This window comes from Limnohabitans radicicola, assembly GCF_014837235.1.
Classification (GTDB): Bacteria; Pseudomonadota; Gammaproteobacteria; order Burkholderiales; family Burkholderiaceae_C; genus Limnohabitans_A; species Limnohabitans_A radicicola.
Genome location: NZ_JACYFT010000001.1, coordinates 193,810 through 212,478 on the forward strand (window position 1 = coordinate 193,810; position 18,669 = coordinate 212,478).

Sequence of the window (18,669 nt, forward strand, 5' to 3'; positions counted from 1 at the left end):
GGGGGCGGGACTTCTACAGCTCGCGGTCGGTCTGCTGGCCTGGCCGCGCCGAAAACTGCACCCGGCTGTCCATGGCTTCGAGCTGCACGCGGGCGCGGCGCTGGCCGTAGACCTCGGCGCGCAGCCAGTCGCACTCGGCGTCCAACAAGGCTTGTGAGCCCAGGGAGCACCACCAGACTCGGCCTTCGCCGTCCCAGCGGTAACCCCGGGCCTTGAGTTTGTCCTTGGACTCGAACGGCGCGCCCGTGGCCCGCAGCTTGTAGCGGGTTTGCCCGGCCCCGGCCAGCAAGCGCGCCAGTCCGGTTTGCCCGTCGGCCAACGGGGTGGACAGCACCTGCAACAGCGCGTGGCAGTCCACCTGCGCCCGGTGGGCGTCGTAAAACCAGCCGCGCTCCGACGCCAAAAACTCCAGCTTGGCCGAGCCGCTGCCCTCTTTCTTCCAGTCGATGCCCGCAAACGAACAGTTCCAGGGCTTGGTGGCGAACACGGGCAAACGCGCCTCGACAAATGGGCGGTCAAAGCCGGCGTTGTGCGCCACGATCAGGTCGGCCGCTTGGACCAGCGCCGTCACGGCCGCGTCGTCGATGCGCTGGCCCGCGACCATGGTGTCGTCGATACCCGTGATGTCCTGGATCGCAGGCGGAATCGGCTTGCCCGGGTCCTCAAACGACTCGTAAATGGTGACCGGGCCCACAGGCAGGCCCGTGGCCGTGTCCACCTGTACCGACAGCATGGCCAACTCGATGATGGCCTCATTGCGGCTGTCCAGCCCGGTGGTTTCGGTGTCCAGCACGATCACCCGCTGCGTGGGCTGGCCCTGCAGCCCGCCATAGTCGGCCACCGGCTGCAAACGGCGCAGCACGCGAAAGTCGGGGTGCTGCGTCAGCACCTGGGCCATGGCTTCGGGGTCGGTGCCCAGCGCGGGCAGCTGCACAGCGGCCGGCACCTCTGGCGGCACGGCGGCCACAACAGGCAGGGCAACGGTGGCCGCTACAGGAGCAGGCGAAGGTGCATAGGCAGTGGCTGCCGCATTGATCGCCGCTGCAGTCGGGGTGCTTTCAGGCTTGGAGGCCTTGGCAGGCTTGGCCGGTTTTTCGGCCACTTCGGGCTCGAAGCCGAGAAAACTCATCTGGTCTGTTTTGCGCTTGTGGGTACTCATGTCTGGGCTAACTCTGAAATATGTTGAATCTTGATCAGCAAATCTGGCAAGCGCGCCTGGCTCGCGCCATCAGGCGGCAAGTGGCCCGGTAAGGCATCAACAAAACGGCGGTCTGCCAGCAGATGCTGAAACTGTGCAGCCAAATACGCACGCAAAGGTGCCAGGCTGTCCTGACATTCGTTCAGCAAAGATGCACGGCCATCGATCACACTGACAATGTCGCCCATATCGTGGCTGAACAAATAATCGCCAGCACCTCTGCCGTAGAACGCTTCCAGTTTGGTGGCAATGAACTCGGGCGCACGCAGAACACGGATGGGTACCCCACTGGGCAGCGTGAGTGTTTGCGCAGTGGACACGCCCATGCGATACCACCGGTTGGTGAAACCCAAAATTTCTTCTTGTGTAGGCATCAAATCGACGGCCACACCGTCCACCTGCCAACGACACACGGGAGCCTCGTGACTGGGGTCTTGCACAAAGCCCAAGCCACGCAACTGATCTTCAAAACGGTAATAGTCGGTCAATGCCTCGGCGTTGGTCACGATGTCTACATCATCCGTGCGTCGAATGGGCGGCAACGCCAAATCAGTGATCAGCAAACCAGCCGCTGCACCACCCACAAACACAAATTGACTGCACAGCTCGGGCCCCAAACTGCGGGCTACGCGCTCCAGCATGGCCACATTCGGATCATTAGGGTTAAACACCTGCATCAACTGGCCCAGCGTTTATCCAGCTCGGCAATGGCCAAGGCGCGCTCGCGCATGTTGCCCCCTCGCACAGCATCCACCAAGGCCAGCAGCTCGTACAGGGAGGGGTTATTTGTGGCGGCATCGGGCACTGTGGGATACAAAGGGTAAAACGCCACACCCCGCACCGGACCGTCTTTGTGTGGCCACACCGGCGCAGGATCGGTGCTTTGCACAACCAGTTTATTCAGCGGCGCAGCCGCGTGCGCCGTTGGCATGCCCCGCCCCATGGGGCCATGCGTCGCCGGAAAGCTGTAGCGCACACCGTGCTGCACAAACAAACGCAAAGCATCAAGCAACACCAGGGGCTTGCCTGATTCGTCCTTACGCGCCAGTTGCGCGGCCACAGCGCGATCGACCCCCGCATGGATTTCGGACGCCGTGAGCTTGAGCTCTTGCGCCAAAGCAGCGTAGGTTGGCACGCTGTCTGCGTTCAAGGACAAACGCAACAGCACCACCACGTCTTGCGGGCGCAAAGCGATTTGCGGGTTCGATTTAGAACGGTTCATCGGTGCAGTTTAACCCAACATTCGCCATTCGCGAATAGCGAATATGCACCTATCAACCGATAAAACGGCTGAAAGGAGGTATCTTGCCCTTTGCATGCCAGCCGCCTGTTGGCACTGCGCTCCTGCACCGCTGTGATTCAGAGATGCCGCACATGCGTAATGCTCAATCGAGCTTGATCCCCAAGTCCACCGCCATCTTGATCCAGACAGGCACTTCGCTCTCCCAGTCCTTGCGGGTGTCGGCCAGGTTCTTGGGCTTGTTGGGGATGGCGAAGGTCTCGCGCAGCTTGGCGGCCTTGTCGGTGTTGGACCAGGCCACCGCCTCGTCGGCCAGGCGCTTGAGGATGGGCTCCGGCGTGCCCGCCGGGGCCACCAGCGGCAGGCCGCCTTCAAGCGTGACCAGTTTTTCGGTGTTGCCCTGCTCGGCCAGGGTGGGCACATCGGGCAGTTTGGGTGAGCGGTAGCTGCCCGTCACGCCAATAGCACGCACGCCGCGTGCCGCCATGGCGTTGAAGGCCTGAAAACTCCCCACCGCAATTTGCGACTGGCCCGAAGCCACGTCCAGCCACATGGCGGCCTCGCCCTTGTAGTGCACCGACTGGATCTGGGTGCCGTGCTGGCGGTTGGTCTGGTCGGCCACCATGTGCGGGTAAGAGCCCGGCGCGTAAGTGCCCATGGAAGCCGGGTTCTTTTTGGCCCAGGCCACAAACTCGGCCATGTTCTTGGCAGGGATCTTGTCGTGGATACCCACCACCAACGGGCCCGAGGGGAACACGGTCACAGGCGTGAGGTCCTTGTCGAGGTTGTAGGGCAGCTTGCTGTAGAGGATGCGGTTTTGCCAGTAGGTGCCCGAGGTGCTCATGCTCAGGGTGTAGCCGTCGGCAGGCGCTTTGGCCACAGCGTCGATGCCAATGATGGCGCCCGCACCGGGCTTGTTCTCGATGACCACGGGCACGCCCAGCTTGGTGGACAGGTATTCACCGTAATTGCGGGCATACGCATCGGTCAGGCCACCGGGTGGGAAGGCCACCACGATCTTGATGGGCTTGGAGGGCCACTTGGGTGCCTGCGCCTGTGCGTGACCGGCAAGGGCCACGGCTCCCAGGGCAGCTGCAAGGGCCAGGAGGTGACGACGGGGGTGGGCTGTGCGCAAAGTCATGCAGTACTTTCCTTCAATGGATCTGCTGCTCAGTCTAGACAAGAGCGCCGGGCAAGTGCATTGGGGTTTGAACCCATGCCGGGGCGGGTACCCCGGCCCGCAAACGGCCGCGCTGGCTTTGTGCGACAATGCAAGCCGTTGCAGCTCACCAGTTGCTGCAACAGCAGCATTTCTGCTGGGGCCTGACCCAGGCAACGCTCAAAACAAGCGCCTGCGGTTTCCATGCCCACCCCTTGAGACTGATCGGCCACGACTGGCTGTTGTGAACCTCACAACGGAACGGACCGATCCCATGCGCCAGTGTGGCGCTCCTTGAATGAACTTTGAAGAATTGAATCTGGCTCCGGCCATCATGCAAGCCGTGCGCGAGCTCGGTTACGAGAACCCCACCCCCATCCAGGCACAGGCCATCCCAGCGGTGCTGGCAGGCCATGACCTGTTGGCAGGCGCGCAGACCGGGACCGGCAAAACCGCCGCCTTCACGCTGCCCTTGCTGCACAAGCTCAGTCTGAGCGCCCCCGGCAACAACCGCTTCGGCGGCAAAGCCATCCGCGCTCTGGTGCTGACCCCCACCCGCGAACTGGCTGCCCAGGTCGAAGAGTCGGTGCGTGACTACGGCAAATACCTCCAACTCGACTCCACCGTGATTTTTGGCGGCGTGGGCATGAACCCGCAAATCAACCGCGTCAAAAAAGGCGTGGACATCCTGGTGGCCACGCCGGGCCGCCTGCTGGACTTGCAAGGCCAAGGCCACCTGGACCTGTCCACAGTCGAAATTTTGGTGCTTGACGAAGCCGACCGCATGCTGGACATGGGCTTCATCCACGATGTGAAGAAAGTCCTGGCCCTGGTGCCAAAGGAAAAGCAGAGCCTGCTGTTCTCTGCCACCTTCAGTGACGAGATCCGTGAGTTGGCGAACAACCTGCTCAAAGACCCGCAAAGCATCCAGGTCACGCCCCGCAACACCACGGTGCAGCGCATCACGCAAGTGATCCACCCCGTGGGCCGCAACAAGAAAAAAGACGTGCTGCTGCACATCATCCAGAAAAACAACTGGAGCCAGGTGCTGGTGTTCACCCGCACCAAGTTCGGCGCCAATAACGTGGCCGACTTCCTGACCAAGAACGGCGTGAAAGCCATGGCCCTGCATGGCAACAAGAGCCAGAGCGCACGGACCCAGGCGTTGGCTGGCTTCAAGAGCGGAGAGATCCGTGCCCTGGTGGCAACCGACATCGCAGCGCGCGGCATCGACATCGAGGACTTGCCGCACGTCGTGAACTACGAAATCCCGAACATCTCGGAAGACTACGTCCACCGCATTGGCCGCACGGGCCGTGCAGGCGCCACTGGCGAAGCCGTCAGCCTGGTGTGCCTGGACGAAGAAGGTTTCATGATGGAGATCGAGCGCTTCACCAAGCAAGAGATCCAGGTGCAGATGCTCGAAGGCTTTGGCCCCGAGCCAGGCGAGGTGGCGGAACCCATTGCCATGGGTCGACAGACCCTGTGGGGTGGCGCAGGTCGCCCACCGAGCCGCGATGTGATGGCCGCAGCTGCCAAGGCCGCGCGCCAGGACATGATGCAGCGCATCCGCGAAAACAAGACCAAGCAAGGCGACCGCCCTGCCCGTGCAGAGGGTGAAGGCCGTGGCCCACGTCCGGCGCGCCAAGGTCAACCTTCACGCCGTCATCAGGGTGAAGGCCAGGGACCACGCGGTGAGCGCGGCGAAGGCGCACCACGCGGCCCACGTCCAGAACACGGTTTTGGCGGCCAAGGTCCACGACGCGATGAACGCCGAGGCGATCGCGGTGACCGTCCACCACAAGAACGTCGCCGTGGCGATGGCGACGAGTTGCCACGCCACATCGACCCGCTGAAAACCACCCAGTTTGCCCGCCTGGACCTGCCCGGTCGCAAGCCGATCAAGAGCGGTGGCCAGCCAGACCCAACACGCACCAGCATCGACAGCCTGGCCAGCGGTAACCGCCGCCGTCACGGCGGTGGTGGAGGCGGCAACGGCGGTGGCCGTGGCTTCGGTGGTGGTGGTGGCCGGGGTGGCTTCGGCCGCTGACCTGCTCTCAGCCGACCTGCCAAGCCCGCTCCATCGAGCGGGCTTTTTTCATCCACGCACGAACAAGGTCACCAGCGGGTCGGGGCCGACCTGGCGGCTGGCGTGGCCATGCAACTGCGGGTCAAAGCTCGCCCCCTCGGGCAGCGTGTCGCCCGAATAAAAATGCTCACCCGGGCCAAAGATGCGCGACGAGCCGTCCTGCAGAAAAATCTCCATCTGCCCTTGCAGCACAAACAACCACTGGGGGGTGCCCGTGCAATGGAAGCTGCTGCGAAAACCCACAGGACTTTGCCGCAGCTGAAAACCACCTGAAGGCATCAGCGGTGACAACTGGCTTTGTGGCGTGCCCTCGCTCAGGGGCAGCGCTTCGTCGCGAAAGCGGGCACGGCCATCGGTGTCGGTGAAGAGGATGACTTTGTTCAAATGGGTCATGTCAGGGTTCCAGAAGAGTCAAGAAGATCAGGGGCATCAAGATGCCGTGATTGTCACCGAGCCAACAGCACCGGGCACCACGGGCGTGTGGGCTCTGGCATAGTCCCAACCCATCAGGGGCTGGCACAGCGCTGGCCTCGCACACCGCACACGCCCGCGAGACGCCATGCCCCACACCGCTTTGAAGATCGTTTTCCATGGTCAGAACGCAGCCAATTTCCGTCAGGGCTTTGAAGCCCTGATCGCGCCCGGACACCAGGTACTGGACCTGAGCGATGCACTGAACCTGCCCGGTGAGCGCGAGCAGTTTGAAACCGCCGACGTGGTGATCGGTGTGCAACTGAACGAAAGCATGCCCCGACCGCTCCAGGCCCGGTTGTTCCATGCACCAGCCGCTGGCACCGATGCGATCAACACCACGCTCCTGCCCGCGCAGTGCACCTTGGCCAACTGCTTTGGCCACGAAAACGCCATCGCCGAATACATCATGGCGGCTTTGCTGATGCGCCATGTACCACTGGCACAGGCCGACGAGGACTTGCGTCAGCAACGCTGGACTTTTTTTGCAGGCCGCCCCGGGGCCTTGCGCACCGAGCTGGGCGAACAGACGCTGGGCCTGGTGGGTTTTGGCCACATTGCACAGACCGTGGCCGAACGCGCCAAGGCCATGGGCATGCGGGTGCATGTGGCCAACCGCAGCCCCGTTGCGCATCCGCTGGTGGACCGCAGCTGGGCACTGGACGCGCTGGACGACTTCATGGGCACGTGCGATGCGGTGGTGGTGAGCCTGCCTTTGACCGACAACACCCAGGGCCTGGTGGACGCATCGACCATCGCAGCCATGCGGCCTGACGCGGTGCTGCTCAATGTGGGGCGCGGCGCCGTGATCGACGAAAAAGCCTTGTACGAGGCCTTGCGCCATCGCCGCATCGGCGGCGCAGTGATCGACACCTGGTACCGGTACCCCACGCCCACACAGCCTGAGTGCGCGCCGTCGCAATTCGATTTCGCATCGCTCGACAACGTGCTGATGACGCCCCACATGTCGGGCTGGACATCGGGCACGGTGCGCCGCCGCCAGGAAACGCTGGCCGAGAACGTGGGCCGCTTGAGCCGTGGCGAAACTTTGATCAACGTGCTGCGCGCGCCGCTGGGCTGACTTCAGCTGCTTTGCCGCTGCAGGATGTCAAAGCCCAAATCCAGCTGAGGCGCTTCGGGATGCTCGCCGCGCATCAGACTGAGCAGCATCTGCGCAGCCGCCTCGCCGATTTGCGCACGCGGTGTGCGCACAGTGGTCAGTGGCGGCAACATCTGGTCGCTGCCGGTGAGGTCGTTGAAGCCCGCAATCGCGACTTGTCCCGGCACCGCCACGCCCAAACGCAATGCGGCCATGAGCGCGCCTTGCGCCAGATCGTCGTTGCAAAAGAAGATCGCATCCACCGCAGGGCGTTGCTGCATGATTTGCTCAAACAGCACCCCCCCCAAAGCCAGCGACGAAGGGGCAGGATTCAAAAACTCCAGCGTGGGCTCGTACAGACCCGCCTCTTGCAAGGCCGTGCGCCAGCCGTACAGCCGCTGCATCACACGCGGGTCGAGCTGCGCAGCGGCAAAAGCGATGCGCCTGCGGCCTGTCTGCAACAAATGCCGCGTCATGGCTGCCCCCGCATCGGTCTGCCGAAAGCCCACGCAGTACGGCGCATCGTCACGGTCAACGGCAGGCAAGTCCATCAGGTGCACACACGGCACCTGGCTGCTGGCCATGAGCTTGCGGGTGGCCGGGTTGTGGTCCAGCCCCGTCACCAACAAGCCTGCCGGGCGGTGCAACAGCTGCTCGCGCAGCAGTTGTTCTTCTTCGCTGGCGTCGTAGTGGGTCACACCCATCAGGGTCTGGTAGCCGCCTGCGCGCAGCGTTTTCTGGGCCGCGTCGAGCAGGTCCACAAACAAGGCGTTCGACAACAGCGGGATCAGGATGGCCACATGGTTGCTGCGCTGCGAGGCCAGCGCACGGGCGGCCGGATCGGGCACATAACCCAAACGTTCAGACACCGCCTGCACCCGCTCGATCAGGGCTGGGTCCACTGCCCTTTCACCGCGCAAGGCGCGCGAGACGGTGCTGGGGCTCACCCCTGCGGCACGGGCCACATCACTGAGCGTGACACGGCCTGTGGCGCGGTGGCGCTTGAGCGGTTTGGGCGAGAGGTCGGTGGCGTTGGGCAAGGGTTAATCCGGAGCAAAATTCAGAACAACAGTCGATAGGATAGCGCTATCCCAGAGTCGGGAGTGAAGTTTTGAGCGATTCGTGGAAACCCTTGGTCTCAAATTAAGTTCGTACATACTTCGCGCTCGCTTTTTTTTGATTTTTCTGGACAGCGCTGTCCAAACCTGTTTTTCGATTGGAGAGTGACGTGTCTAAACCCGATGTGCTGGCGGTGGCCAAGCTCCATCCCTTCTACCAACAGGCGCTGGAGACGGTCTACACCGTGCACGATCGCACCCACATCACCGACCCGGCCGCTTTTGCAGCGCTCGCCCCGCGCATTGTGGGCGTGGCCGGCACGGGCGAGGCCAGCGTGCCCCGCAGCCTGCTGGCGCAAGTGACGAACGCCAAAGTGGTGTCGGTGTTTGGCGTGGGCTACGACGGCGTGGATGTGGCCGCCGCCATCGAGCACGGCATCCCCGTCACCCACACCCCCGATGTGCTGACCGACGATGTGGCCGATCTGGCCATGGGTCTGGTGCTGTCGGTGGGCCGCACCATCCCGCAAGCGGACCAGTTTGTGCGTGCAGGCCAGTGGCCCACCGGCCCCATCGCTCTGGGCCGCAAAGTCTCGGGGGCGCGGCTGGGCATCGTGGGCCTGGGCCGCATTGGCAAAGCCATTGCCCGGCGCGCCCAGGGTTTTGGCATGTCGATCGCCTACACGGCCCGCTCTGAAAAGACCGATTCCGGCTTCAAGTTCTTTGCAACGCCTGCCGAGCTGGCTGCAAACGTGGATTTTCTGGTGGTCATCACACCCGGCGGCGCAGGCACCAAACACCTGATCAACGCCGGAGTGCTCCAGGCCCTGGGCCCACGCGGCTTTTTGATCAACGTGGCACGCGGCAGCGTGGTTGATGAAGAGGCCCTGATCGCTGCACTGCAAAACGGCACCATCGCGGGCGCTGGCCTGGATGTGTTTGCCAACGAGCCCCATGTGCCCGAAGCTCTGTGGGCCATGAACAACGTGGTGCTGACCCCGCACATGGCCAGCGCCACGACCGAAACCCGCCAGGCCATGGCCGATCTGGCCTTTGCCAACATGCAGGCGGGCACATCGGGTCAGCCCTTGCGCACGCCCGTGCCCGAATGCGCGGCGCTGCTGAAGTGAACCCGGGCTGCATGCCACGAAACGACATGGGCACGCCAACTTTGCGCCTGATCGTCATGGGGGTGTCCGGTTGCGGCAAATCCACCATGGCCCAAGCCTTGGGCGAGCGTCTGGGCTTGCAAATGGTCGACGGCGACGATCTGCACCTGCCCGAGAGTGTGGCCAAGATGCGCTCGGGCATTGCCCTGGAAGACGCCGACCGTTGGCCCTGGCTGGACCGCATTGGCGCTTACCTGTCCCAAGCGGATGCACCCGGACGCGTGGTGGCCTGTTCGGCGCTCAAGCGGGTCTACCGAGAACGCATCCGCGCGCAAGCTGGCGATGTGTGCTTTGTGTTTCTGGACGGCGACTTTGAGCTGATCGACCAGCGCATGCGCCAGCGCGTGGGCCATTACATGCAACCGGACTTGCTCAGCAGCCAGTTCCGCACCCTGGAAAAACCCCTGGCCGATGAAACCGACGTCATCCGCCTGCCCATCACCGAGCCCGTGCAGGACATGGTCCAGCAAGCGCTGGTGGCTTTGCGGGCACGAACGTCTTCGGGTCTGCACCCCGTCCTCTGAATTTCAAGAAAGTCCACCATGTTCATCCGCTGTGCATTTTTCCAAGGTCAAGTCAAACCCGGCATGGAAGACGCTTTCAACCGCTACATCCGCGACAAACTCGTGCCCCTGTGGACCCGTTTTCCGGGCGCACAGGAAGTGCGTGTGCTGCGCCAGGTCGAGAGCGATGTGAACGACCCGCACTTCGGCATGGTGCTGTCGGTGCGCTACCCCAGCCGCGAGTCGATCGAGATCGCTTTGGCCTCCGCCGTGCGTCTGGAAAGCCGCGAAGTGTCCAAAGACCTGATTGCCATGTTCGATGGCACCGTGTTCCACACCGTCTTCAGCGCCGACGAATACGCGCTGCCCACCGACTGATTTTTTCGACCGACCTTTTCAACCCGGAGACAACACCATGAAAATTTCCCGTCTGCTTCTCGCCTGCCTGATCGCCGCCACCGGCTCGGCCGCTTTTGCCGCCAAGTTCAACCTGAAAATGGGCCACGCGGTCAACACCACCGACGGCCAGCACGCCGCAGCCATGAAACTGGCCGAACTGGTCAAGCAACGCACCAACGGCGATGTGGAAATCACCATCTTCCCGTCCAACCAGCTGGGCAACGACGGCGCCATGATCAACGGCGTTCGCGGCGGCACCATCGACATCGTCTCCAGCGGCGCCTCCAACTACAACGGTCTGGTGGCCAACACCGCTGCGATGGAACTGCCCTTTGTGTTCCGCAATGCCCAGCATGCCTACCATGTGCTGGACGGCGACATCGGCACGGGTGTCCTGAACGAACTGGCTCCCCACAACATGAAAGGCTTGGCCTACTGGGAAAACGGCTGGCGCGCCTTCACCAACAACAAGCGCCCCGTCACCAAGCCCGAAGACCTCAAGGGCCTGAAGATCCGCTCCACCCCCAACCCGTACCACATCCAGGCCTTCAAGCTGCTGGGCATGAACCCCTCGCCCATGCCGATCGCCGAGCTCTACACCGCACTCGAATCGGGCGCTTTTGACGCGCAGGAGCACCCCATCAACGTGACCTGGTCGTCCAAGTTCTACGAAGTGCAAAAGTACCTGACAGTCAGCAACCACGTGTACTCGCCCATCATCGTGGCGATGAACAAGGCCAAGTTCGACAGCTTGCCCGCCAACTACCAGAAGATCGTGGTGGACGCAGCGCGCGAAGCCGCCACCTACCAGCGCAACCTGAACGCGCAAAACGCGGGCAAGGTCGTGGCCGACTTGAAGAAGTCGGGCATGCAGGTCATCGAGAACGTGGACATGGCCCCGTTCCAGAAGATCGTGTCGGCTGAAATCGCCAAGACCTTTGGCGAGAAAAACGGCACGGCCCTGCTCAACGCCATCGAAGCGACCAAGTAACCTGCCTTCACCTGCCCCCTCTGCGGAGGGGGCGTTTTCACTGCCGGACAACCGGCTTTCCCGCATGAGCATTCTTGAGTCTTTTCAATTGAACGGCCGCAGGGCCCTGGTCACCGGGTCCTCCGGTGGCATCGGTTTTGCCCTGGCCCGCGCCTTGGGGCAAGCGGGCGCCCATGTGATCTTGAATGGCCGCAGCGCCGACAAGCTTCAGCAAGCGGCCACCACCTTGCAAGCCGAAAATTTGTCGGTCAGCACCAGTGCCTTTGACGTGACCCGCGCCGACGAGGTGCGTTCGGCCATTGAGGGCATCGAGGCCCAGGCCCCCATCGACATCCTGGTCAACAACGCCGGGATGCAGATCCGCGGCCCGTTGCACGAATTTGCCGATGACGATTGGCACACGCTGATGAAGACCAACCTGGACAGCGTGTACTTCGTCAGCAAGGCCGTGGCCCAGAAGATGATTCCACGGGGCCAAGGCAAGATCATCAACATCTGCTCGGTGCAAAGTGAATTGGGCCGCCCAGGCATTGCCCCCTACACCGCCAGCAAAGGCGCGGTGAAGATGCTCACCAAGGGCATGGCCATCGACTGGGGCCAGTTTGGCCTGAACGTCAATGGCCTGGGCCCGGGGTATTTCAAGACCGAACTGACCGAAAAACTCGTCAAGGACGAGGCATTCACTGCCTGGCTGGTCGGCCGCACGCCGAGCCGCCGCTGGGGCGACGTCGAAGAACTCGGCGGCGCAGCGGTCTTTCTGGCCAGTGAGGCTTCGCGCTTCATGAACGGCCATGTTTTGTATGTGGACGGTGGCGTCACCGCCACGCTGTGATCGAAATGATCACCCTTTTGCCTCATTTGTATTTCATGATCACGCACCCCTTCGATCCCAACCCAAAGGCTTTCTCATGATTGACCGACTCATAGACCATCTTTGCAAGCTCATCAAAATCATCATGGTGGTCTTTTTGGCCGTCATGGTGGTCCTCGTCTTCGGCAACGTGGTGCTGCGCTACGGCTTCAATTCGGGCTTGGCCGTGTCGGATGAACTCTCGCGCTGGCTGTTCGTCTGGATCACCTTCATGGGCGCCGTGGTGGCCATGCGCGAAGGCACCCACCTGGGCACCGACACCCTGATTTCGCGCCTGTCGGTGCGGGGACAAAAAATCTGCTTTGTCATCGCCAACTTGCTGATGCTCTTTTGCTGCGCCTTGCTGGCCAAAGGCGCCTGGCAGATCGTGGGCATGAACATGGCGACCAAAAGTCCCGTGATGGAGCTTTCCGAAGGCCTGTTTTACGGCTGCGGCATTTTTGCGGCCGTGACCGGTGGTGCAGTCCTGATCTACAAGATGTGGCAATTGAGCACGGGTCAACTCAAGGACTCCGAACTGATCGGGGTTCGCGAGTCGGAAGAAGACACCCTGGATCTGCCCACGGCACAACGCTAAGCAAGGGAGCACAACATGACCATTTTCATTTTCATTGGCTCTTTGCTCGCCGCCATGGCGCTCGGTGTGCCCATCGCGTTTTCACTGCTGATCTGCGGCGTGGCCCTGATGTGGCACATGAACATCTTTGATGCCCAGATCTTGGCGCTCAATGTGATCGAAGGGGCCAACAGCTTCCCACTGCTGGCCGTGCCCTTCTTCATGCTGGCGGGCGAAGTCATGAACACGGGCGGCCTGTCGCGCCGCATCGTGGACTTTGCCATGGCGCTGGTGGGCCACATCCGTGGCGGCCTGGGTTATGTGACCATCGTGGCCGCCTGCTTGTTGTCGGCACTGTCGGGTTCGGCCGTGGCCGATGCGGCAGCGCTCACAGCCCTGATGTTGCCCATGATGGTCAAGGCCGGACACGACAAGGCGCGCAGTGGCGGCCTGATCGCCGCCTGCGGTGTGATCGGCCCGGTCATCCCGCCCTCGATTGGCTTCGTGATCTTCGGCGTGGCCGCCAACGTGTCGATCAGCAAGCTGTTTCTGGCGGGCATCTTTCCCGGCATCTTGCTCGGTGCCGGACTGTGGATCACCTGGTGGTACCTCACCCGCAAGGAAGATCTGGCACCGCCCCCCCGCAAAACCTTGGCCGAAGTCATGGCTGCGATGCGCAGCGCAGGCTGGGCCTTGATGCTGCCCCTGATCATTCTGGTGGGCTTGCGCATGGGCGTGTTCACCCCCACCGAAGCTGCTGTGGTGGCGGCGGTGTATGCCCTGTTTGTGGCGGGCGTGGTGTACCGCGAACTCAACTGGAAGCAGCTCTACGAAGTGTTTGAACGCGCCGCCATGACCACCGCACTGGTCATGTTCCTGGTGGCTGCGGCCATGGTTTCGGCCTGGCTGATCGCCGTGGCCAACCTGCCCGCACAACTGGTCGAGATGCTGCAGCCGCTGATCAACCAGCCCACCTTGCTGATGTTCGTGATCATGATCTTGTGCATGGTGGTCGGCACCGCCATGGACATGACCCCCACCATCCTGATCCTCACCCCGGTGCTGATGCCCATCGTCAAGGCCGCGGGCATCGATCCGGTTTACTTCGGCGTGCTGTTCATCATCAACAACTCCATCGGCCTGGTCACGCCGCCCGTGGGCACCGTGCTCAACGTGGTTGCGGGCGTGGGCCGCATGCGCATGGACGATGTGACGCGGGGTGTGCTGCCCTTCATGACCGTGCAGTTTGTGGTCATGTTCCTGATGGTGATGTTCCCGGCCCTGGTCATGGTGCCGGCGCGCATGATGTATTGAACCCCTGATTGAAAGTTGAACCCATGCGTTCTGTGATTTGCCACGGCCCCTGCGATTTGCGACTGGAGCAGCGCGAGCTGCCCACCCTGAAACCCCAACAGCTTCAGGTACAGGTTGCCTATGGCGGCATTTGCGGCTCTGACTTGCACTACGCCCAGCACGGCGGCTTTGGCACGGTGCGCATCAAGGAGCCGATTGCCTTGGGGCACGAGGTGTCCGGCATCGTCCAGACCGTGGGCGCCGACGTGCAGGGTGTGGCCGTCGGCCAACGAATCGCCATTTCGCCCTCGCGGCCTTGCGGGCACTGCCGCTTTTGCCAGGCAGGGCAACACAACCACTGCCTGAACATGCGTTTTTACGGCAGCGCCATGCCCTTCCCACACATCCAAGGCGCGTTCAGTGAACAGCTGGTCATCGAGGGCTACCAAGCCCACCCGATCGCCGACCACCTGAGCCTGTCAGAAGCGGCTTTGGCCGAGCCCCTGTCGGTGGGCCTGCACGCCATCCAGCGCGCAGGCAGCGTGTTGGGCAAGCAGGTGCTGGTGACCGGCTGCGGCCCGATCGGCTCGCTGCTCATTGGCGCTTTGCGCCGTGCAGGTGCGGCCCGCATCGTGGCCGCAGACATCGCCGACCTGCCGTTGAAGTGCGCCAAGGAAATGGGTGCCGACGAAACCATCAACCTCAAAACCCAGGCCGAGGCGCTGGACCCATACAAATTGGACAAGGGCCAGTTTGATGTGGTGTTCGAGGCCTCGGGCAGCGAGGCGGCCCTGCGCACCGGTCTGGACGTCATCGTGCCGCGTGGCGTGCTCATCACCGTGGGCATGGGCGGCGACATCAGCCTGCCCATGACGCAGATCGTGGCCAAAGAGGTCGACCTGCGCGGCACCTTCCGCTTCCATGCCGAATTTGCCACTGCCGTACGCTTTTTGAACGAAGGTCTGGTCAATGGCAAACCGGTCATCACCGGCGTCTTGCCCATGGACCGGGCCCTCGAAGCGTTTGAGCTGGCGGCCGACAAGAGCCAGTCGCTCAAGGTACAGATCGCCTTTGCCGATGCATGACAATCGCGCCATTGCTTGTATTTTAGAAAGTCGCATTCCATGAAAAAAGTTGCCCTCGTCACCGGTGCCAGCTCCGGCATTGGCCAGGCCTGTGCCCTCGGTTTGCTGAGCGAAGGCTGGCATGTGGTGCTGGTCGGTCGCCGTGCCGACGCATTGCAAGAGACCCTCGCCAAAGCCGGTGCCAACGCCGCCAACGGCGTGGCCATGCCCGCCGATGTGTCCAGTGAAGAACAGGTCAAGGCTTTGTTTGACAAGATCCGCGCCCAATTCGGACGTCTGGACCTGCTGTTCAACAACGCAGGCATCTCGCTGCCCACCACCCTGCCCGGCGACGTGACGGGTGACGACTGGCGCCGCATGGTGGACGTGAACCTGAACGGCGCGTTTTATTGCCTCTCGCACGCCTTCAAGCTGATGCAAGAGCAAAGCCCTCAGGGCGGCCGCATCATCAACAACGGCTCGATCTCGGCCCATGTGCCGCGCTACGGCTCGATCGCCTACACCGCCACCAAACACGCCATCTCGGGCCTGACCCGTGCCGCCTCGCTCGATGGCCGCGCTTTCAGCATTGCGGTGGGCCAGATCGACATCGGCAACGTGGCCTCGGACATGACCGAGCGCATGGCCAAGGGTGTGCCCCAGGCCGACGGCACCATCAAGGCCGAGCCCCGCATGGACATGTCGGCTGTGGTCGACACCTTCCTGACCATGTCACGCCTGCCCCTGTCGGCCAACATCCTGTTCACCACTGTGATGGCCACCAACATGCCCTTTGTCGGACGCGGCTGAGCCACCCATGCAGACGATGGACATTGGCCTGGTGGGCCTGGGGGTGATGGGCGAAAACCTGGCGCTCAATCTGGAGCGCAATGGGTTTTCGGTCAGTGGCTTTGATCTGGACGCAGGCAAACGCAACAGCTTTGAATCGCGCACGCAAGGCCTGAACGCGCAAGCGGTTCACGCGCTGGCCGATCTGGTGGGCAGCCTGCAGCAACCCCGCTGTGTGTGGCTGATGGTGCCCGCAGGCGCTGCCGTCGATGCGGTGCTGGCCGAGTTGACGCCCCTGCTGTCAGCGGGCGATGTGGTCATGGACGGTGGCAACACCCTCTACACCGACACCCAGCGCCGCATGCAGGCCCTGAAAGACTCGGGCATCCACTATGTGGGTGCAGGCGTGAGCGGTGGCGAAGAAGGCGCATTGCGCGGCCCGGCCCTGATGCCCGGCGGGCATGCACCGGCTTGGCCGCGCCTCAAACCCATGCTGCAGGCCATCGCCGCCAAAACCGAAGACGGCACACCCTGCTGCGACTGGATGGGGCCAGGCGGCTCGGGCCACTTCGTGAAAATGGTGCACAACGGCATCGAATACGCCGACATGCAGACAATTTGTGAAGCGTATGCACTGATGCACCAGCTGCTGGGCATGAGCCCGGCTGACATGAGTGCCGTCTTTCACGAGTGGAACCAGGGCGAGCTGGCCAGTTACCTCGTCGGCATCACCGCCGACATCCTGGCGCACACTGATCCCGAGACCGGCGAAGCGCTGGTCAACCTGATCCTGGACACCGCCGAGCAAAAAGGCACCGGCAAGTGGGCCAGCCAGGTCGCACTCGATCTGGGCGTAACCGCCCCCACCATCGCCAACGCCGTGTTTGCCCGCACCATCAGCGCACTGCAGCCTGAACGGGTGAAAGCGGCGCAGGTCCTGTCCGGCGCCGACACTCAGCCCATGCCCGATCGCAGCACCGTCTTGCCGCGCCTGGAACGCGCCCTGCTGGCCGCCAAGATTTGCGCCTACGCGCAAGGGTTCAGCCTGCTGCGGGCAGCCGACAAAGAACACCAATGGCAGCTGCCCATGGGCACCGTGGCCTCAGTCTGGCGTGCGGGTTGCATCATCCGTGCACGCTTGCTGCAAGATATCCGCCGGGCCTTTGAGGGATCACCCGATCTCGACAACCTGCTGATGGACCCGCACTTTGCGGAGGTGATGGCGCGCTGTCAGCAGGACCTGCGCGAAATCGTGGCCCTGGGCGCGCTGCACGGCGTGGCCATGCCCTCGTTCATGAGCGCGTTGAGCTACTACGATGCCTACCGCTCGACCCGACTGCCCGCCAACCTGCTGCAGGCGCAGCGCGACTACTTTGGCGCGCACACCTACCAGCGCGTGGACAAGCCAGGCAAATTCCACACGCGCTGGAACGGTTGAGCAGCTTCATTGCCGCAAGGGCGGGGCTCCTATTCGCTGATGCGCACCACCGCATCCCCGCGCTTGTGCAAGTCTGGCAACAGCTCCAGGCCCAGACCCGGTTTGTTGTTCAGGCTGATCATGCCGTTTTTGACCTGCGGCAATTCGGTCACCAGTTCCTTGTACCAGCCGGTGTAGAAGGCGCGCACGCTCTCTTGAATCAAGGCATTGGGCGCGTGCAGCGACAAATGCGTGGACGCCGCCCACACCACAGGCCCGGTGCAGTCGTGCGGTGCCACGGGCAGCTGCCAGGCATCGGCCATGGCCGCGATCTTGCGCGCTTCGGTCAAGCCGCCACACCAGCTCAAATCCAGCATCGCCACACCGGCCACACCGGTCTGCAGGTAGTCCTTGAAGCCCCATTTGTAGCTGAGCGTTTCGCTCGCACAGATCAGCGCCTTGCAGTCCAAGGCGTACTGCTTGAGCAGGTCCAGGCTGTCCATGCGGATCGCATCCTCGTGCCAGAAGGTGTCGAATTCCTGCAGCGCGCGTGAAATCTTTTGCGCCATGGGCAAACGCCACAGGCTGTGAAATTCGACCATGATGTCCATCTTGTCGCCCACCGCCTTGCGGATTTTGCGGAAAGGTTCGAGCGCGGTGTTCAGGTCTTGCGGGCTGATGTACTGGCCATGCGATTTTTCTGCGGCCATGTCGAAGGGCCAGATCTTCATGCCGGTGATGCCTTCGGAGAGCAGCGACTCGGCCAGTTCGTCGGCATGGTTCAAAAAACCCTGCAGGTCTTCGTAAGGCCCGGCGTTGTTCCCCAGGCCCCAGTTGCTGCTGGTCTGGTTGACGTTGCTGCGGATGTACTGGTAGCCCGCGCAGGTGTTGTAGACGCGGATTTCGTCGCGGCTCTTGCCCCCCAGAGCGGTGTAGACCGGCATGCCTGCGGCCTTGCCAAAAATGTCCCACAGCGCGATGTCCACGGCCGAATTGCCCCGGGTTTCGGCACCAGACCCGCGCCAGCCCAGGTAGCCGGTGATGTCACGCTGGCGTGATTCGATGGCCAGCGGGTCCTGCCCGATCAGCTTGGGGGCCACCCATTCGTGCAAGTAGGCCTCGACCGCCTGCGCGCCCATGAAGGTTTCACCCAGGCCCACCAGGCCTTCGTCGGTGTGCAGCCGCACCCAGATGATGTTGGGGAATTCGCCCAAGCGGATGGTTTCGAGTTGCGTGATTTTCATGACCAGTCCGATTTCAGACATTAAAAAAGCCCCACAGCTTGTGGCTGTGGGGCTGACGG

At 62.7% G+C, this 18,669-nt stretch carries 19 protein-coding genes; 12 read left to right on the forward strand and 7 right to left on the reverse strand.

Annotated features, from left to right (window positions below):
* Positions 1–13: 13 nt before the first annotated feature.
* From IC609_RS01010 to IC609_RS01025, 4 genes are all read right to left on the reverse strand, one after another.
* The gene (locus IC609_RS01010) at positions 14–1,159 is read right to left on the reverse strand and encodes a 3'-5' exonuclease (RefSeq protein ID WP_225223941.1); all 1,146 of its coding nucleotides are present in this window, start codon (positions 1,157–1,159) and stop codon (positions 14–16) included.
* Complete coding sequence (locus tag IC609_RS01015) at positions 1,156–1,875, reverse strand: hypothetical protein (RefSeq protein WP_191817600.1); 720 nt, start codon at positions 1,873–1,875, stop codon at positions 1,156–1,158. Before IC609_RS01015 ends, IC609_RS01010 begins: the two co-directional genes overlap by 4 nt.
* The gene (locus IC609_RS01020) at positions 1,875–2,420 is read right to left on the reverse strand and encodes a hypothetical protein (RefSeq protein WP_191817601.1); all 546 of its coding nucleotides are present in this window, start codon (positions 2,418–2,420) and stop codon (positions 1,875–1,877) included. The genes IC609_RS01015 and IC609_RS01020 overlap by 1 nt, the downstream gene beginning before the upstream one ends.
* 163 nt (positions 2,421–2,583) lie before the next feature.
* Complete coding sequence (locus tag IC609_RS01025; RefSeq protein ID WP_191817602.1) at positions 2,584–3,579, reverse strand: Bug family tripartite tricarboxylate transporter substrate binding protein; 996 nt, start codon at positions 3,577–3,579, stop codon at positions 2,584–2,586.
* 316 nt (positions 3,580–3,895) lie between these two features.
* On the opposite strand from IC609_RS01025, the gene IC609_RS01030 reads away from it, so the two are divergent.
* Entirely contained in the window at positions 3,896–5,647 is a 1,752-nt protein-coding gene (locus tag IC609_RS01030; protein WP_191817603.1) for a DEAD/DEAH box helicase, read from the forward strand.
* 48 nt (positions 5,648–5,695) lie between these two features.
* Here the strand turns inward: IC609_RS01030 and IC609_RS01035 are convergent, their stop codons facing one another.
* Positions 5,696–6,079: a cupin domain-containing protein gene (locus tag IC609_RS01035; protein WP_191817604.1), complete on the reverse strand. Its 384-nt coding sequence runs from the start codon at positions 6,077–6,079 to the stop codon at positions 5,696–5,698.
* A 166-nt stretch (positions 6,080–6,245) separates the two neighbouring features.
* On the opposite strand from IC609_RS01035, the gene IC609_RS01040 reads away from it, so the two are divergent.
* On the forward strand, positions 6,246–7,238 hold the full coding sequence (locus IC609_RS01040) for a 2-hydroxyacid dehydrogenase (RefSeq protein ID WP_191817605.1): 993 nt from the start codon (positions 6,246–6,248) through the stop codon (positions 7,236–7,238).
* Between the two features lie 2 nt (positions 7,239–7,240).
* Here the strand turns inward: IC609_RS01040 and gntR are convergent, their stop codons facing one another.
* On the reverse strand, positions 7,241–8,296 hold the full coding sequence (gene gntR, locus IC609_RS01045; protein WP_191817606.1) for an HTH-type transcriptional regulator GntR: 1,056 nt from the start codon (positions 8,294–8,296) through the stop codon (positions 7,241–7,243).
* Positions 8,297–8,484: 188 nt separating this feature from the next.
* On the opposite strand from gntR, the gene IC609_RS01050 reads away from it, so the two are divergent.
* The 10 genes from IC609_RS01050 (at position 8,485) to gndA (ending at position 17,387) form a co-directional block, all read left to right on the forward strand.
* Positions 8,485–9,444 carry a 2-hydroxyacid dehydrogenase gene (locus IC609_RS01050; protein ID WP_191817607.1) on the forward strand — a complete coding sequence of 320 codons (960 nt, stop codon included), beginning with the start codon at positions 8,485–8,487 and terminating at the stop codon, positions 9,442–9,444.
* A gap of 11 nt (positions 9,445–9,455) precedes the next feature.
* A complete protein-coding gene (locus IC609_RS01055; protein ID WP_225223942.1) occupies positions 9,456–10,007 on the forward strand; it encodes a gluconokinase in 552 nt (183 codons plus the stop codon).
* Between the two features lie 18 nt (positions 10,008–10,025).
* Entirely contained in the window at positions 10,026–10,364 is a 339-nt protein-coding gene (locus tag IC609_RS01060) for a hypothetical protein (RefSeq protein WP_191817608.1), read from the forward strand.
* 37 nt (positions 10,365–10,401) lie between these two features.
* A complete protein-coding gene (locus IC609_RS01065; RefSeq protein WP_191817609.1) occupies positions 10,402–11,376 on the forward strand; it encodes a TRAP transporter substrate-binding protein in 975 nt (324 codons plus the stop codon).
* Between the two features lie 64 nt (positions 11,377–11,440).
* Entirely contained in the window at positions 11,441–12,208 is a 768-nt protein-coding gene (locus IC609_RS01070) for an SDR family NAD(P)-dependent oxidoreductase (protein WP_191817610.1), read from the forward strand.
* A 76-nt stretch (positions 12,209–12,284) separates the two neighbouring features.
* Positions 12,285–12,824 (forward strand): TRAP transporter small permease, encoded by a 540-nt coding sequence (locus IC609_RS01075; protein WP_225223943.1) that lies wholly within the window; start codon positions 12,285–12,287, stop codon positions 12,822–12,824.
* A gap of 15 nt (positions 12,825–12,839) precedes the next feature.
* Complete coding sequence (locus IC609_RS01080; protein WP_191817611.1) at positions 12,840–14,117, forward strand: TRAP transporter large permease; 1,278 nt, start codon at positions 12,840–12,842, stop codon at positions 14,115–14,117.
* 23 nt (positions 14,118–14,140) lie between these two features.
* The gene (locus IC609_RS01085) at positions 14,141–15,181 is read left to right on the forward strand and encodes an L-idonate 5-dehydrogenase (RefSeq protein WP_191817612.1); all 1,041 of its coding nucleotides are present in this window, start codon (positions 14,141–14,143) and stop codon (positions 15,179–15,181) included.
* Positions 15,182–15,220: 39 nt separating this feature from the next.
* Entirely contained in the window at positions 15,221–15,970 is a 750-nt protein-coding gene (locus IC609_RS01090) for an SDR family oxidoreductase (RefSeq protein ID WP_191817613.1), read from the forward strand.
* 7 nt (positions 15,971–15,977) lie between these two features.
* A complete protein-coding gene (gndA, locus tag IC609_RS01095; protein ID WP_191817614.1) occupies positions 15,978–17,387 on the forward strand; it encodes an NADP-dependent phosphogluconate dehydrogenase in 1,410 nt (469 codons plus the stop codon).
* Positions 17,388–17,416: 29 nt separating this feature from the next.
* Here gndA and IC609_RS01100 read toward each other — a convergent pair whose 3' ends face one another.
* On the reverse strand, positions 17,417–18,610 hold the full coding sequence (locus IC609_RS01100; RefSeq protein WP_191817615.1) for a mandelate racemase/muconate lactonizing enzyme family protein: 1,194 nt from the start codon (positions 18,608–18,610) through the stop codon (positions 17,417–17,419).
* Positions 18,611–18,669 lie beyond the last annotated feature (59 nt).

What these genes read in the sequence shown, in the direction of transcription:
- IC609_RS01060 (WP_191817608.1), top strand. Translation starts at nt 10,026, where the DNA reads ATGTTCATCCGCTGTGCATTTTTCCAAGGTCAAGTCAAACCCGGCATG.
- IC609_RS01020 (WP_191817601.1), bottom strand. Translation starts at nt 2,420, where the DNA reads ATGAACCGTTCTAAATCGAACCCGCAAATCGCTTTGCGCCCGCAAGAC.
- IC609_RS01070 (WP_191817610.1), top strand. Translation starts at nt 11,441, where the DNA reads ATGAGCATTCTTGAGTCTTTTCAATTGAACGGCCGCAGGGCCCTGGTC.
- IC609_RS01075 (WP_225223943.1), top strand. Translation starts at nt 12,285, where the DNA reads ATGATTGACCGACTCATAGACCATCTTTGCAAGCTCATCAAAATCATC.
- IC609_RS01055 (WP_225223942.1), top strand. Translation starts at nt 9,456, where the DNA reads ATGCCACGAAACGACATGGGCACGCCAACTTTGCGCCTGATCGTCATG.
- IC609_RS01015 (WP_191817600.1), bottom strand. Translation starts at nt 1,875, where the DNA reads ATGCAGGTGTTTAACCCTAATGATCCGAATGTGGCCATGCTGGAGCGC.
- IC609_RS01085 (WP_191817612.1), top strand. Translation starts at nt 14,141, where the DNA reads ATGCGTTCTGTGATTTGCCACGGCCCCTGCGATTTGCGACTGGAGCAG.
- IC609_RS01035 (WP_191817604.1), bottom strand. Translation starts at nt 6,079, where the DNA reads ATGACCCATTTGAACAAAGTCATCCTCTTCACCGACACCGATGGCCGT.
- gndA (WP_191817614.1), top strand. Translation starts at nt 15,978, where the DNA reads ATGCAGACGATGGACATTGGCCTGGTGGGCCTGGGGGTGATGGGCGAA.
- IC609_RS01010 (WP_225223941.1), bottom strand. Translation starts at nt 1,159, where the DNA reads ATGAGTACCCACAAGCGCAAAACAGACCAGATGAGTTTTCTCGGCTTC.
- IC609_RS01025 (WP_191817602.1), bottom strand. Translation starts at nt 3,579, where the DNA reads ATGACTTTGCGCACAGCCCACCCCCGTCGTCACCTCCTGGCCCTTGCA.
- IC609_RS01080 (WP_191817611.1), top strand. Translation starts at nt 12,840, where the DNA reads ATGACCATTTTCATTTTCATTGGCTCTTTGCTCGCCGCCATGGCGCTC.
- IC609_RS01090 (WP_191817613.1), top strand. Translation starts at nt 15,221, where the DNA reads ATGAAAAAAGTTGCCCTCGTCACCGGTGCCAGCTCCGGCATTGGCCAG.
- IC609_RS01040 (WP_191817605.1), top strand. Translation starts at nt 6,246, where the DNA reads ATGCCCCACACCGCTTTGAAGATCGTTTTCCATGGTCAGAACGCAGCC.
- IC609_RS01065 (WP_191817609.1), top strand. Translation starts at nt 10,402, where the DNA reads ATGAAAATTTCCCGTCTGCTTCTCGCCTGCCTGATCGCCGCCACCGGC.
- IC609_RS01030 (WP_191817603.1), top strand. Translation starts at nt 3,896, where the DNA reads ATGAACTTTGAAGAATTGAATCTGGCTCCGGCCATCATGCAAGCCGTG.
- IC609_RS01100 (WP_191817615.1), bottom strand. Translation starts at nt 18,610, where the DNA reads ATGAAAATCACGCAACTCGAAACCATCCGCTTGGGCGAATTCCCCAAC.